Source organism: Paraburkholderia sp. BR10937 (genome assembly GCF_040965695.1).
Lineage (GTDB): Bacteria > Pseudomonadota > Gammaproteobacteria > Burkholderiales > Burkholderiaceae > Paraburkholderia.
In genome coordinates this window covers 108766-123800 of record NZ_JBFRCL010000020.1, presented here as the reverse complement: position 1 = coordinate 123800, position 15035 = coordinate 108766, and the positions used below count along the sequence as shown (strand labels likewise).

Sequence of the window (15035 nt, the reverse complement as noted above, 5' to 3'; positions counted from 1 at the left end):
CCCTGACCTCGCTTCAGACGCCGACAGTGCCGGGAACCGCGCTGCTCGTCGGCGCCGCCATATTGCGCGCGATTGGCGGCATGTCCGGCTCCGTTTCCCGCGAGACGGTCGCGGCGCTGTCACATGCCGGGCCGGGAAGCCGCGGCGGGGCGCCGTCGGCAACGAGGCGAAACGCGAAAGTCATGTCGTCGGAGAGCGGGCGGTCGTCGCGATAGGTCGGCAGCGTGGCGCGCACGCTGGCGTAGAGCGCGTCCGTATAGGGCGCGCGCGCCGCATCGAGCGGCTGCAGATCGTAGGCTTGTGCCGCAGCGAGCAGCTCGATGCCGAGAATGCGGTTGCTGTTCTCGATGACCGCGAGCGCCTTCAGCGCGGCCGGCGTCGCATGGCACAAATGGTCTTCCTGCAGCCCCGATGTCACGCCGCCGTCGAGGCTCGCGGGAGCGGCTTCACGGCGGTTCTGCGCGACCAGCGACGCGGCCGTGTACTGCGCAATCATGAAGCCCGAACGCGTGCCGCATGCGTGTGCGAGGAAGGCGGGCAGCCCGCTCACGAGCGGGTTGACCAGACGGTCGAGGCGGCGTTCGGCCATCGCCGCGACCTGGGCAATCGCGGTGGCGAGGCTGTCCATGGCCAACGCGATCGAGGCGCCGACCGCATGCGCCTGCGAGTACACCCGGGGCGACTCCGGCGTGCCGGCCACGATCGGGTTGTCGGTCACCGAGGCCAGCTCGCGGTTCACGACTTCGGCCGTTGCAGCGAACGTGTCTCGCGCGGCGCCGTGCACGTGCGGAATCGTGCGTACGCTGAGCGGGTCCTGGGTGCGCCGCCCGAGCGAGATCTCGAGCAGCGCGCTACCGGCGAGCGCCGCGCGCAGACGCTCGCCCACGCAGGCGAGGCCCGGCGACACACGAAACGCAAGCGAACGGGTGTCGAACGCCGCGATCTGGCCGCCCAGATTCTCGAAGCTCATTGCGGCCACGACATCCGCCCAGTCGAGCAGGCGCTCCGCGCGGTGAAGCGCGAGCGCCGCGAGCCCGGTCACGCACGGCGTGCCATTCACGAGGCTCAAGCCCTCCTTCGCTCCGAGCGACAGAGGCTGCAGGCCGAGCCGCTGCAGGGCTTGCGCGCCGCTGAGGCGCTCGCCGTTCCAGCGCACATGGCCCGCGCCCACGCAAACGAGCGCGATATGCGCCATATGGCTCAGATAGCCGACGGAACCGAATGCGGGCACCTCCGGCAGGCAATTCGCCTCCAGCAGCGTGGCAAGACGCTCGACGACTTCGAGGCGCACACCCGAGTGTCCATGCGCGAAGTTGTTGATGGCCGCAGCCATGATCGCGCGCGTCTCGTCTGCGCCTAGCGGCTCGCCCACGCCCACTGCGTGGCTCATGAGGATGTTGTGCGACAGGTCGTGCTGTTCGTCTTGCGAGACGATCACATCGCACAGCGCGCCCACGCCCGTGTTCACGCCATACGCACGGATGCTGCGCGCGACGATCTGTTCGACGAGCACACGGGCGCTACGAATGTTCGCCTGCGCATCGGCGCCGAGGATCAGCGGCTCGCCTGCGGCGACGCTAGCGATCGCGCGCCAGTCGAGTGGATTCTGGGTACGGGTGATGGCCATGGGAGTGCGTGGTGCGGGTTTAGTGAGCGTTGCGATCCTGGTGGCTCGACACGAACTGGCGGAAGCGGTCCGACTTCAGTTCGCCGAATACCTCGTCTGGCGTGCCATCCGAATCCACCTGGCCCTGGTGCAGGAACATCACGCGATTCGAAACGTGGCGTGCGAAGCCCATCTCGTGCGTGACAACGAGCATCGTGCGGCCTTCGTCGGCGAGCGTGCGCATCACGCGCAGCACTTCGCCGACCAGCTCGGGGTCGAGCGCCGAGGTCGGCTCGTCGAACAGCATCACCTTCGGATGCATCGCGAGCGCGCGTGCAATCGCCACGCGCTGCTGCTGGCCGCCCGACAGGTGTGCGGGGTAGTGGCCGCGCTTGTCGGCAAGGCCGACCTTGGCGAGCAGCGCCTCGGCTTCTTCGACCGACTCGGCGCGGCTGCGCTTGAGCACGCGCATGGGGCCTTCGATCAGGTTCTCCAGCACGGTCATGTGCGACCACAAGTTGAAGTTCTGAAACACCATGCCGAGTTGCGAGCGCACGCGGTCGACCTGACGGCGGTCGCCCGGTTGCAGCTTGCCGTCGCTGCGGCGCTTCATCTTGAGCTCCTCGCCCGCGAGCGCGACCGAGCCGTCGTCCGGCGTCTCCAGCAGATTCAGGCAGCGCAGGAACGTGCTCTTGCCCGAACCGCTCGCGCCGAGAATCGAAATGACGTCGCCCTCGTGCGCGTCGAGCGAAATGCCCTTGAGCACGTGATGGTCACCGAACGACTTGTGGATGTTGCGCACCGACAGCGCAATGGGTGCTGACGTATTCATCAATCTCTCCAGGTAGGGCGTCGGATCACGACGCGGCGCGCGTGGCTTCGAGCGGCGCGGCGGGTTTGCGCGGGGCGGGCGGCGCCGCGCGCAGGTGGCGCGACAGCCGTTGCTCGACGAAGCCGATCACGCGCACGACCACGAAGTTCAGGAACAGGTAGATCAGCGCGGCGCACGTAAACACCTCGGTGGTGCGATAGGTCTGCTGAATGATCTGCTGCGCAACCCCCGTCACTTCCCAAACGGTGACAAGGCTAGCCAGTGCCGTCGACTTGACGAGCAGCACGGCTTCGGTCGAATACGCGGGCAGGCACTGACGCAGCGCGATCGGGCCGATCACGCGGCGCAGCAGGGCGAAGCCGGAAAGGCCGATCGAGTAGCCGGCTTCGATCTGCCCGACGGGCACCGCCATGAGGCCGCCGCGGATGATCTCGGCCGTGTATCCCGCCGTGCACAACGCGAGCGACAGGACCGCGCAGACATAGGGTTCGCGCAACACGGGCCACAGAAAGCTTTCGCGAATCACGCCGAACTGCCCGAGGCCGTAATAGACGAGGAACATCTGGATCAGCAGCGGCGAGCCGCGAAATACGAGAATGTAGGCGCGCGCAAAACGGTTCGGCAGCCAGTGCGGCGAGACGCGCATCGTGACGATCACGAGCGAGAGCAAGCCGCCCAGCACGAGCGACGCGAAGAAAAGGCCGAGCGTGGTCGGCACGGCGCCGATGAGCTGGCGCATCGTGTCGAGCAGGAACGCGAAATCGATATTCATGAGTGTGCGCTCCCCGATCAGTTGCGCGCAAAGTTGCGCTTGAACGAGCGGCCGACGACCGCTTCCGCGCGACCGAAGACACGGTTCGACACGCCCGTCATGGCGAGATAGAGCAGACCGCCGACGACGAAGAAGAGGAAGTACTGGTGCGTCGAGCCCGCTGCGATCTGGCTCGCCCGCAGCAACTCGGCGAGCCCGGTGACCGAGATCAGCGCGGAGTCCTTGAGGCTCAGCTGCCAGACGTTGCCGATGCCGGGCAGCGCGTAGCGCAGCACCTGCGGGATCAGAATGCGACGAAACAGCGTGAGCGTCGGCATGCCGATCGCGCGAGCGGCTTCGAGTTCGCCGCGTGCAACGGCGAGCACGGCGGCGCGATAGACCTCGGCCTGATACGCGCCCGAAATCATGCCGACCGCGAACGCGCCGACGGCGAAGGGCGGCACGCCGACGAATCCTTCGGCGCCGAACCACTGACCGACGGTGGTGACCAGAGAAGAGCCACCGAAATAGAACAGATAGATGACGAGCAATTCGGGCACGCCGCGAAAGACGGTCGTGTAGCAGTCGCCGAACACGCGCAGCACGCGCAGGCGCGAGAGTTTTGCGGCGGCGATGAGCGCACCGAACACGGCGCCGATTGCCAATGCGGCAAGCGTGAGCACGACCGTCATCAACGCGCCGAGGAGCAGAACGCTACCCCAGCCGTCCGGCCCGAGGCCGAGTGTGTTGAATAGCGATAACAGAGACATGGCAGGGATCCAGGCGGGTCGGGAAGCGAAGGCGCGCGTCGGGCGCGGCGCGCGCGGCCAGGATGCGGCGCTTAGGGCGTCACGTCGGTCTTGAACCACTTCAGCGCGAGCTTCTTCACGGTGCCGTCGGCAAGTGCCGCCGTGATCGCGCTGTCGAACTTCGCCTTCAGGTCGGCGTCCTGTTTGCGGAACGCGAGACCTTCGCCCGGTCCCCAGATCGGACCGGCAATCATCGTGCCGGCGATCACCACGGGCGACTTGTCGGCGTTGGCGGTGTAGTAGGTCACGTCGTCGAACGTGGCGTCGATGCGGCCGTTCGTGAGGTCTAGATCACGTTCGGGCGCGGTCTTGTACACGCGCACTGACGCGACGTCCTTGAAGTTGGCGTTGATGAAGCCGGTGTACACCGTGCCCGACTGGATGCCGATCGTCTTGCCCTTCAGCGCCTTGCGCATCGACTCGATGGCGGGCGCGTTGCTGCGCGAGTCGGCGTCGAGCTTCAGAGGCGGCGTGTTTGGGCCGCCCTTGGGCAGGATCTTCGGATCGGAGACGGCGAAGGTGGCCGGGGTGGCCGCATAGGGCTTCGAGAATGCAATGATTTTCTCGCGATCCGGCGTGATCGAGATCGCATCCATCAGGACATCGAACTTGCCCGCCTGCAGGCCCGGAATCATGCCGTCCCAGTCCTGGGCGACGAGCTTGCACTGGATTTGTGCACGCGCGCACAGGTTTTCGACGAGTTCGGGTTCGAAGCCGCCAAGCTTGCCGCCCGGCAATGTCAGGTTCCAGGGCGCATAGCTGCCGTCGAGCGCGATCGTCACGCTTTTCCATTCCTTCGCGCCGGCACTGCCGCTTCCAAGCAGCGTGACGCCGAGTGCTGCGCCAATCAGCGCTTTTGCCAGCCGGGTGTACTTCGCCTGCATGACCATGCTCCTTTGTCGGTGGGTACCGTGGACCCGTGGGGACGTTCTTGCGTTCGTGCAACTTGCATAGACAAGCATGGAGAGAAAAGAATTTGAGCGCAAGAGAATTTCATAAATCCGGACTCATGGAAAACCCTGTAAAGAGGCGTGAATTGGCGATGAATCCATGCCTGTGGCAAGTCGTGACTTCGTTGCGGCATGCACTGTCGTAGTGATTGTTGTACCTCTTTAATTTGTCTAGTCATGTCGAGGGCTGTGAATCGCCATGGAAAGGAGACGCGCCATGGCGGCCATTGCCCGATGGCCGCTGCGCGTCACTGCGATTCCATCCGGTTATCAAGATGAAAATTTGTGACTTCTTTCAAAAGTGAGACCTGCCTGAAGATCGGTCGGCCACTTCCTGTTCCCACCGCTCCACGTCTCGCGGAGATCCGCCATGAATGACGCCACGCTCAGCGCCACCGCCCCGCTTGCGCCGCCCGCGGCCACTCGCCAGAGCCAGTTGCGCCTGATCGCCGCGTGTTCGATCGGCAATGCGCTCGAAATGTACGACTTCACGGTCTACAGCTTTTTCGCGCTGCTGATCGGCCGGCTCTTTTTCCCCTCGGACAGCCCTTACGGCTCGCTGCTGCTCGCGGTGGCGACGTTCGGCATCGGTTTCGTCATGCGGCCGCTGGGCGGCCTCGTGATCGGCAGCTATGCCGACCGGCGCGGGCGCAAGGCCGCCATGACGCTGACCATCGCGCTGATGGTGGCGGGCACGCTGTGCATCTCGTTCGCGCCCACCTATGCGCAGGCCGGCGTGCTGGGCTCGCTCGTGATCCTTGCGGGGCGGCTCCTGCAGGGTTTCTCGCTCGGCGGCGAGATCGGCGCGTCCACGGCCATGCTGATGGAATCCGGCGAAGTGGGGCAGCGCGGCTTTCGCGTGAGCTGGCAACTGGGCAGCCAGGGCATCTCGGCGCTCGTCGGCGCGCTCACGGGCGCCGTGCTCTACGCCACGCTCTCGCCGCAGGCGCTGGAGAGCTGGGGCTGGCGTCTGCCGTTCCTGGGCGGTCTGCTGATCGCGCCGGTGGGCCTCTATATCCGCTCGAAGCTCGACGAAACGCACGAGGCCGAGCCCGACGCGCCCAGCCCGCTCGGCACGCTCATGCGCGAGCACGGCGCAAAGGTGGGCCTCGGCATTCTCTCGATCACGGCGGGCACCGTGGGCATGTATCTCGTGGTGTTCTTCATGCCGACCTACATGATCCGCGTGCTCAAGATGCCGCCTTCGCTCTCGCTGCTGTCGGGCTGCGCCACGGGCTTCACGATGCTGCTCGCATCGCTCGTCTCGGGGCGTCTCGCCGACCGCCTCGCGCGCCGCAAGCGGCTCGTGCTCGGTGCGCTGCTCTTCAACATCGTCGCCATCGTGCCCGCGTTCTGGCTGATGACGCGCATGCCGAGCGTGCCGCTCGTGCTCGCGCTCTCGGTCATGATCACGGCCGCGGCGAATCTCGGCTCGACCCCCATGCTGCTGATGCTCATGGAAATGCTGCCCGCCAGCGTGCGCGCAAGCGGTCTTTCGGTCATCTATAGCGTGGGCGTGACGGTGTTCGGCGGCAGTTCGCAGTTCGTCGTCACGTGGCTGCTCGCGAAGACCGGCAATCCGCTTTCGCCCGCGGTTTATCTCGTCGTTTGCGGGCTCATCTCGCTGTGCGCGATCGGCGCGATTCGCGAGCGGCGCGTCGGCTGACGATGCGTTGCGCGCAGCTTTTCGCTCTTCGATCCATCATACGAATAACGGAGTCCACATGAAACGTGAAGCGTCGCTCACGCCGTTCCAGTTGCTGCCCACCTTGCTGCCCGAGATCGAGATCGACGCCGGGACCTTCATCGACATTCGCCGGCAGATTCATTCGCAGCCCGAACTAGGCTTCGAAGTGGGCGCCACGGCGAAGCTCGTCGCCATGCTGCTGGAGAAGTGGGGCTACGAAGTGCATACGGGCATCGGCAAGAGCGGCGTGGTGGGCCAGCTCAAGGTGGGCGACGGCAAGCGGCGCCTGGGCATTCGCGCCGACATGGACGCGCTGCCGATCGTCGAGAACACGGGTCTGCCGTACGCGAGCCAGACGCCCGGCAAGATGCACGCGTGCGGCCACGACGGCCACACGGCCATCCTGCTCGCCGCCGCGAAAACGCTGGCGGAGCGCCGCGATTTCGACGGCACGCTGAACTTGATCTTCCAGCCCGACGAAGAGAACCTGTGCGGCGCGAAGGCGATGATCGAAGACGGCCTGTTCGAGCGCTTTCCCTGCGACGCGGTCTATGCGCTGCACAACATGCCGGGCGTGCCGGCCGGGACGTTTCGCGTGCTGCCGGGGTCGGTCAGCCTGTCGTCGGACGTGGCCGATGTGACGCTCAAGGGCGTGGGCGGCCACGGCGCGATGCCGCACCGCGTGAAGGACCCCGTCGTAGCCGCGGCGGCGCTCGTGACGGCGCTGCAAACCATCGTCGCGCGCAACGTGGCGCCCGACGAATCCGCGGTGGTGTCCGTGGGCTACATTCGCGGCGGCGCGACCCACAACGTCATCCCGGAGACGGTCACGCTCGGGCTGAACATCCGGGCGGCGCGCGCCGAAACGCGGGCGCTCGTGGAAGCGCGCGTGCGCGAGATCGTGGCGCTCACCGCCCAGGCACACGGCGTGGAGGCGCTGATCGACTATCGGCAGCTCACGCCGCCGATGGTCAACACGCCGCAAGAAACCACGCTCGCGCAGCAGGTCTGCGCGGAGCTGGTGGGCGAGGACAACGTGGTCATGCGGGCGCCCAAGGGCTTGAACGGCAGCGAGGACTTCGCCTGGATGCTCAACGCGGTGCGCGGTTGCTACCTGCTGCTCGGCAACGGTGAAGGGGAGTTCGGCGGCTGCATGGTGCACAACCCCGGCTACGACTTCAACGACCAGGTGCTGCCGCTCGGCGCGGCGTGCTGGGTGCGGCTGGCGCAGCGGTTTCTCGTCGCGTGACGAGGCACATTTCGTTAGTCATTCGAATCATCTGCGTGGGCGGCCAGCAATTCGGGCGTGAGGCCCAGCCGCTCGCGCAGATCGGCCCAGCCGCGCGGCGTGACCTGCACCGCGCGTGACGCACCTGTGCGCCGCATCCAGCCGCGTTCGCACAGCAGCGTGAGCAAGGCCACACCGAGCGGCCCGGCCAGATGATGCTGGCGCTCGGTCCAGTCGAGGCATTGGCGCGCAATGCCGTGACGCCCCGGTTTCAGCGCGGCGACGTCGAGCCCGAGTTCGCCGAACCACGCCGTGCCCTCGGGCGTCACGGCGAAGCGTTTGTCCGCTTGCGCCGTGATGAGCCCCGCATCCGTGAGGCGCTCCGTGATCGCCACGCCGACCTGGCCCGCGAGATGGTCGTAGCAGCAGCGCGCGAAGCGCAGGTCCCGCGCCTCGCGGCCCAGCGGCTTGCGGCGCACCGGCGCGCGCGCGCCGACCGTCGCGAGGTCTTCGAGCAAGGTGGCGACCTGGGCATCCGCGAGCCGGTAGTAGCGGTGGCGGCCTTCCTTTTCCACGGCGAGCAGCCCGCCGTCCAGCAGCTTCGCCAGATGGCTGCTGGCGGTTTGCGCGGTCACGCCGGCGGCGTAAGCCAGTTCGCCTGCGGGCAGCGCGCGGCCGTCGGCGAGCGCCATCAGCATCGCGGCGCGCGCGGGGTCGGCGATCAGGAAGGCCGTGGCCGACACCCTCGGGTGCGTGTTCGTGCCATTCATGCGTTTCTCCAAAACATAGGCATAGCGTAACGCGCGAGCAGGATCGCATGTTTCGACACGCATCGAAGCATCGGCACTGCCGTGCGACCGATACTGGGCTCGTGACCGGCGCCCAACGTGCGCCGGCGTAGCGCGAGAGCCTATGCAAATGCACGAGACGCACGAGATACACGACACGCACGAGACGCACGACACGCACGAGACGCACCGCCGCGCACAGCAACGCCGGGTGCTTTGGGCCACGAGCATCAGTTATGTCGTGGTGATCCTCGACACCTCGATCGTCAATGTCGCGCTCGAGCGTATCGCTGCGAGTCTTGCGGGCGGCGTGGCCGGCCTGCAGTGGGTCGTGAACGCCTATACGCTTACGTTCGCGAGCCTGCTGCTTTCGGGCGGCACGCTCGGCGACCGGCTCGGCGCGCGCCGGGTCTATATGGTCGGGCTCGCGGTCTTCACCGCGGCCTCGGCATTGTGCGGCGCCGCGCCGAGCCTCGCGCTGCTTACGCTCGGACGCGTGCTGCAGGGCATGGGCGCGGCCCTGCTCGTGCCCGCCTCGATGGCGCTCATCAACGGCGCATGCGCCAACGCGCGCGAGCGTGCCGCCGCCTTCGGCGTGTGGGCCGGGCTAGGCGGCGTCGCGATGGCGGCGGGCCCGTTGCTGGGCGGCGTGCTGATCGGGCTCGTCGGCTGGCGCAGCATCTTTCTGCTCAACGTGCCGGTCTGTCTCGCGGGCATCGTCATGGCCGCGCGCGCGGCGCCGCAGCCGTGCCCGGGCGCGCCGCGCCGGCTCGATCTGGCGGCCCAGACCGCGGCCATCGCGGCGCTGGCGCTGCTCAATGCCGCCATCATCGAGGCGCCTGGGCACGGCTGGCGTGCGCCGCTCGTCGTAGGCGGTCTCGTGCTGGCGGGTGGGGCGGCGATCGTCTTCGTCGCGCTCGAAAAGCACCGCGCGCAGCCGATGCTGCCGCTCGGCTTCTTCCGCGATAGCGTGTTCAGCGCGGCCGTGCTGGTCTCGATGATTGCGGCGTTCACGTTTTACGGTCTGCTATTCGGACTCAGTTTGTATCTCCAGCAGGAGCGCGGCTACGCGCCGTTGCGCGCGGGCCTCGCCTTCCTGCCGCTCACCGTGGTGGTGCCGCTCGGCAGTCTGCTTTCGCGGCGCGCCGTGGCGCGGCTCGGGCCGCGTGCGCTCGTCGCGCTCGCCTGCCTGCTCGCGGCGGCGGGTTATCTCGGCGCGGCGGCGTGCGGCGCGACGGGGCGATACGACTTGCTGGCCTTGCCGCTGCCGGCCATCGGTTTCGCCGCGAGCCTGATCACGCCCGCGGCCACGGCGGCGCTCATGGCGACGGTCGATCAGGGACGCGCTGGCATCGCGGCCGGCGTACTCAACGCCGCCCGGCAGACCGGCGCGGCGCTCGGCGTGGCCGTGGCGGGCGCCATGATCGCGGGGCGCGCGTCGATCGGTGCGGGCATGCGTGTGAATCTGCTGATCGCCGCTGTGCTCTCGGCAGGCGCGGCGTGGGCGTGGTGGTGTGCGTGGTCGCACCAGGCGGCGCACGGCGCGCAGTCGCATGGCGCAAAGAAGACGCGTGCCGGCAAGCCGTGCGCCTGACTCCTGCCCGCGCTTCCTGGATCATCCGCCGTGCATTCTGGGATAAAGTGCCGTTGCATGCATCGCGCATTCGCGCGGGCCGTGCGCCATTGGAGGAGTCTGTCATGGCCGAATACGGGCAACATCCCTCGTCCGTGCTGGCGCTCAAGAGCGCCCACGACTTCGACACGACGATCGCGCGCCTGAAGACCGCGCTGGCCAAGGCGGGCGCGGATATCTTCGCCGACGTCGACCAGCGCGAAGCCGCCGAGACCGCCGGGCTCAGCCTGCGCCGCACGCGCCTCATCCTGTTCGGCAATCCGAAGGCGGGGACGCCCGTCATGGCGGCCAACCCGCACGCGGCGGTCGAGTTGCCGCTGCGCATGGTGATCTGGGAAGACAACGAAGGGCACACGCGGCTCGACTATCGCGACGTCTCGCAGACGCTCGGCCCGCTCTATGGCATCGACGCCGAAGTGCTCGTGCCGCTGCAGCGCGTAGTGGGGCTGCTGCAGACGGCGGTGCAATAAGCGGCAAACGAACGGCGCGCCTCATGCCAGTCCCTTCGGCCGGCCGGCGCCTGAGCGCCCATCTTCGGCGGACGCTTAAAAAATTGACAGGCGCGGCGCGCTTCGCTTAACGTAGGTGCCTTGCGACTTCGCCTGGCAAGCGGGTGAAGCGCGTCGCCCGCCGCTGCCTCGATCCGCCGATGACCTCCCGCGCAGAAGACCCCGACGATCCGCCACGCGATCGCGCCGGGGCGTCCGACTCGACTTCCACTGCTTCATTCACGGCTTCGCCTGCCGCTTCCGGCACGCAGCAACCACCACCCCAAAACCCGCACGACGCCGAAGTCGAGCAACACTGGCGGCGCAATCTCGCGGTCTGCGTGGTGGGCTCGTTCACGACGCTCGTCGCCATGACGCTGATGCTGCCGTTCCTGCCGCTCTACGTGGAGGAACTGGGCGTGCGCGGCCATGCGGCGATCGTGCAGTGGTCGGGCATTGCGTACAGCGCGACGTTCTTCACGGCGGCGCTCGTCGCTCCCGTGTGGGGACGCCTCGGCGACCGCTACGGCCGCAAGCCCATGCTCGTACGTGCGAGCCTCGGCATGGCGGTCACGATGTCGCTCATCGGCATGTCGCGCAATATCTGGCAACTCGTCGCGCTGCGTTTGCTCGCGGGTTTCGCGGGTGGCTATTCGTCGGGCTCGACCATCCTCGTCGCCACGCAAACGCCGCGTCACCGTTCGGCGTGGGCGCTCGGCGTGCTGTCGTCGGGCATCATGGCCGGCAATCTGATCGGGCCGTTGCTGGGGGGCACGCTGCCGCCGCTCATCGGCCTGCGCGCCACGTTCTGGGTGGCGGGCGCAACGATCTTCGCGGCCTTCATCGCGACCTGCGTGTTCGTGAAGGAAGCGCCGCGCCCCGCGCGCGTAGCGCATGCGGCGCACACGGGCGGCTGGTCGGCGCTGCCCGACAAGCGCCCGATCGTCGCCATGCTCGTGACCGGCATGCTGCTGATGCTCGCCAACATGTCGATCGAACCCATCATCACCGTGTACGTGGCGACGCTCGTGCACGACGCCGCGCGCGTGACGTTCGTCGCGGGCCTCGCGATGTCGGCGGCGGCGCTCGGCAGCATCGTCGCCGCTTCGCGGCTCGGACGCGTGGCGGACCGTGTCGGGCACGCGAAAGTGATCGTCGTGGCGCTGGCGGCCTCGGCATTGCTGCTCGTGCCGCAGGCGTTCGTTACGGCGGGCTGGCAACTCGTCGTGCTGCGCTTTCTCATGGGCGTATCGCTCGCGGCGCTGCTGCCGTGCATCGCGACGGTGATTCGTCACAATGCGCCGGACCATGCCGCGGGCAGCGTGCTCGGCTATTCGGTCTCGGCGCAATTCGCGGGGCAGGTGCTCGGGCCGCTGATCGGCGGCTTCGTCGGCGGGCATCTGGGCATGCGCGCCGTGTTCCTCGGCACGAGCCTGCTGATGCTGGCGGGGGCGCTGTTCACGTGGCGCGCGGTGGGTTTCGCCCGGCGCGCATAAAGCGGCGGCCCGCCCGCGCGCAGGCGTTGAAAGTGTGAGAGGCGAGGGCGGCGGATCTTGCGCGCCGCCGCCTCGGGTTCATCGGCGCTCGTTCAGCGGGCGCGTTTCAGTGACCAGAAAACACGTCGCAGTCGGGACGCGGCCAGCACATCTTGCCCGTGCGATGGCCCGAAGCGCTGTGCGTATCGGGCGTGCCGCCATACGACATGTCGGTGCTGGCCTGCGCCGAAGCATCGGCGTCGTCGGTCATCGTCTGATGCGCGCGCTCCTGCGATACGGGTTCGTCCTTCGCGCGCGCCGTGCCCGGCGTAGCGGCTGCCACGGCCGCCACGCATGCAGCGATCAATGCCAGGCGTAATGTCATGTCAACCTCCTTTCTCGAGTTCGTGAGTGCGCCTTCGCGGCAATGACGACGTCACTGCGGAATAACGGCGGAATGACTCCGCGGCGAAGGTGCGCGCGAGCGAGAGGCAAAGCCTGAGGCCGCACACTCATTCTGGAAAGTCGGGATGCCTGCGCGCAGCGCACGGCTGCCGAACGTCTTAGCTCACTACTCACGAAGGAAGCGCGCCCACGCATTCGGGGGCGGCACAGCGCGGCGCGGCGCAAGTAGAAGGGGCGCACGGGCGCAGAGAACATCCGCACTGTGCTTTCAGTTATAGCTCGCGCCGCACGGAGTGCAATGGGCTCAATCCCGGCCCCCCGCGCGGACAGAATCCAGGGCCGAATCCCGAACCCTGCGCACACAGTCCCTCCAGCGATTCTTTCGATTCCGAAAATAACTGAAAGTATTCGGAAATTAAACGGTCGCCGTGTAGTCATCTTGCGATGTTGTAATGCGCTCGCTCTGATGTAAGGCGCATTGGCGCTCGTTCCCAGGACGGATGGGCGCCGCCTGAACGGCGCGGCGGCAGGGCGCACTCGTGCGCGCCGCGTCTGAAGGACTCTAAAAAGCAACTCAAACAATCGATGGAGCCTGATTACATGTTGTATCGCCGAGCATTACTCGCCCTGCCTTGTGCGGGCCTCGCTGCCGCGCTGTTTGCATGTGGCAGCAGCAATACGAATTCGGGGACGTCTGCCGCAGTCTCGTCGGCGCAGGATACGCTGACGACGGCCACGCCTATCAAGCACCTCGTCGTGATTTACGGCGAGAACGTATCGTTCGACCACTACTTCGCCACCTACCCGAACGCGACCAACCCGAGCGGCGAGCCGGCCTTCACGGCCGCCTCGGGCACGCCGACGGTCAATGGCCTCACCACCGCGCTGATCAACTCGAACGGCAATGCGAGCACGACGCTCAACGGCACGAACGCTTCGGCCCCGTTCCGTCTCGACCGCACCCAGGCCGCCACGGCCGACCAGAACCACGCTTACACGGCCGAGCAGCAGGCCGGCGACAACGGCTTGCTCGACCTGTTCCCGACGTACACAGGTAAGGGCACGAGCGGCGGCGCCGGCGCCTTCGGCACGAAGGGCCAGGTGATGGGCTATTACGACGGCAACACCGTCACGGCGCTGTGGAACTACGCGCAGAATTTCGCGATGAGCGACAACGCATGGACCACGACCTACGGTCCGTCGACGCCGGGCGCGCTCGAAGTCGTCTCGGGCCAGACCAACGGTCTCGAACTCGTGAACACGTCGAAGCTGCCTTCGACGGTTGCGGTGCCCAGCTACTACATCGAAGACGGCGCAGGCGGCCTGACGATGATGGGCGACGTGGATCCGGGCTATGACACGTGCTCGAGCAAGACCGACCAGGCCATGATCAACGCGCAGAACATCGGCGACCTGCTGAACGCGCAGAAGATCACGTGGGGCGGCTTCATGGGCGGCTTCAACCTGCAGACGGTCAACGCCAACGGCACGACGGGCTGCCAGCGCAGCACGGTCGCCACGGCCGTGAACGCGGCGACCGCCGACTACAGCCCGCACCACAACTGGTTCCAGTACTTCAAGACGACGGCGAACCCGCAGCATCTGCGCCCGAGCTCGACGGCGGCGATTGGCTCCACGCTCGAAACGGACGGCAAGACGCTCGACCCGGCCAATCACCAGTACGACTCGGACGACTTCTTCGCGGCTGTGAAGGCGGGCAACTTCCCGTCGGTGAGCTTCCTCAAGGCACCCGCTGCCCAGGACGCGCACGCGGGCTATTCGGACCCGCTCGACGAACAGCAGTTCGTGACCAAGGTCGTGAACTTCCTGATGCAGCAGCCGGACTGGAAGAACACGGCCGTCGTCGTGACGTATGACGATTCGGACGGCTGGTACGACCACCAGTACATGGCGCCGGTGCATTCGTCGATGAACGCTGCCGATCAGCTCAACGGCAACGCAGTGTGCGGCACCGGCACGCAGCCCACGGGTATCGCAGGCTCGCCGGTCAACGGCCGCTGCGGTCCGGGCACGCGCATTCCGTTCCTCGTGATCTCGCCGTGGGCGAAGGCCAACTACGTCGACCACACGTTCATCGATCAAGCGTCGGTCGTGCGCTTCATCGAAGACAACTGGCTCGGCGGCGCACGCCTTGGCGGCGGTTCGTTCGACGCAGCCGCAGGCGACATGCGCGCGCTGTTCAACTTTAGCGGTACGGGCAGTCTGCCGGTGTTGTATCTCGACGGTACGCTGGGCACGCAGTTGAGCTCCGCGCCGTCGATCTGATCGACGTCCGGCGCGAGGTTCGACCGCTCGCACGCGCTAGTCTCGCGCGTGCAGGGCGGCCGGCCTCGCGCCGTTGTCACGTCGTGTGGCTCTCGCC

Annotated in this window: 13 protein-coding genes; 6 read left to right on the top strand and 7 right to left on the bottom strand. The window is 67.2% G+C overall.

What is annotated here, in order from left to right; all coding sequences use genetic code 11:
• Positions 1–13 precede the first annotated feature (13 nt).
• The 5 genes from hutH to AB4Y44_RS18365 all read right to left on the bottom strand — a co-directional run bounded on the left by hutH (position 14) and on the right by AB4Y44_RS18365 (position 4882).
• Positions 14–1627, bottom strand: a complete 1614-nt coding sequence (hutH, locus tag AB4Y44_RS18385) for a histidine ammonia-lyase (RefSeq protein ID WP_368700459.1) — start codon at positions 1625–1627, stop codon at positions 14–16.
• A gap of 19 nt (positions 1628–1646) precedes the next feature.
• Positions 1647–2438 carry an ATP-binding cassette domain-containing protein gene (locus AB4Y44_RS18380; protein ID WP_324159269.1) on the bottom strand — a complete coding sequence of 264 codons (792 nt, stop codon included), beginning with the start codon at positions 2436–2438 and terminating at the stop codon, positions 1647–1649.
• Positions 2439–2463: 25 nt separating this feature from the next.
• Complete coding sequence (locus AB4Y44_RS18375; RefSeq protein WP_028206339.1) at positions 2464–3210, bottom strand: ABC transporter permease; 747 nt, start codon at positions 3208–3210, stop codon at positions 2464–2466.
• Positions 3211–3227: 17 nt separating this feature from the next.
• Positions 3228–3959, bottom strand: coding sequence for an ABC transporter permease subunit (locus AB4Y44_RS18370; protein WP_342923451.1), 732 nt, complete (start codon positions 3957–3959; stop codon positions 3228–3230).
• Positions 3960–4030: 71 nt separating this feature from the next.
• A complete protein-coding gene (locus AB4Y44_RS18365) occupies positions 4031–4882 on the bottom strand; it encodes a transporter substrate-binding domain-containing protein (protein WP_368700458.1) in 852 nt (283 codons plus the stop codon).
• Positions 4883–5318: 436 nt separating this feature from the next.
• On the opposite strand from AB4Y44_RS18365, the gene AB4Y44_RS18360 reads away from it, so the two are divergent.
• Positions 5319–6614, top strand: a complete 1296-nt coding sequence (locus AB4Y44_RS18360; RefSeq protein WP_342923453.1) for an MFS transporter — start codon at positions 5319–5321, stop codon at positions 6612–6614.
• A 58-nt stretch (positions 6615–6672) separates the two neighbouring features.
• On the top strand, positions 6673–7884 hold the full coding sequence (locus AB4Y44_RS18355) for a M20 aminoacylase family protein (RefSeq protein WP_368700457.1): 1212 nt from the start codon (positions 6673–6675) through the stop codon (positions 7882–7884).
• A 14-nt stretch (positions 7885–7898) separates the two neighbouring features.
• On the opposite strand, the gene AB4Y44_RS18350 is transcribed toward AB4Y44_RS18355, so the two are convergent.
• Complete coding sequence (locus AB4Y44_RS18350) at positions 7899–8633, bottom strand: ArsR/SmtB family transcription factor (protein ID WP_368700456.1); 735 nt, start codon at positions 8631–8633, stop codon at positions 7899–7901.
• Positions 8634–8775: 142 nt separating this feature from the next.
• Here AB4Y44_RS18350 and AB4Y44_RS18345 point away from each other — a divergent pair, with 142 nt between their 5' ends.
• The 3 genes from AB4Y44_RS18345 (at position 8776) to AB4Y44_RS18335 (ending at position 12268) form a co-directional block, all read left to right on the top strand.
• Positions 8776–10245: an MFS transporter gene (locus AB4Y44_RS18345; RefSeq protein WP_368700455.1), complete on the top strand. Its 1470-nt coding sequence runs from the start codon at positions 8776–8778 to the stop codon at positions 10243–10245.
• Between the two features lie 104 nt (positions 10246–10349).
• Positions 10350–10754, top strand: a complete 405-nt coding sequence (locus AB4Y44_RS18340; RefSeq protein WP_368686764.1) for a DUF302 domain-containing protein — start codon at positions 10350–10352, stop codon at positions 10752–10754.
• 179 nt (positions 10755–10933) lie between these two features.
• The gene (locus tag AB4Y44_RS18335; RefSeq protein WP_342923458.1) at positions 10934–12268 is read left to right on the top strand and encodes a multidrug efflux MFS transporter; all 1335 of its coding nucleotides are present in this window, start codon (positions 10934–10936) and stop codon (positions 12266–12268) included.
• Between the two features lie 106 nt (positions 12269–12374).
• Here AB4Y44_RS18335 and AB4Y44_RS18330 read toward each other — a convergent pair whose 3' ends face one another.
• On the bottom strand, positions 12375–12632 hold the full coding sequence (locus tag AB4Y44_RS18330) for a hypothetical protein (RefSeq protein WP_342923459.1): 258 nt from the start codon (positions 12630–12632) through the stop codon (positions 12375–12377).
• A 623-nt stretch (positions 12633–13255) separates the two neighbouring features.
• On the opposite strand from AB4Y44_RS18330, the gene AB4Y44_RS18325 reads away from it, so the two are divergent.
• Entirely contained in the window at positions 13256–14938 is a 1683-nt protein-coding gene (locus AB4Y44_RS18325; protein WP_342923517.1) for an alkaline phosphatase family protein, read from the top strand.
• Positions 14939–15035 lie beyond the last annotated feature (97 nt).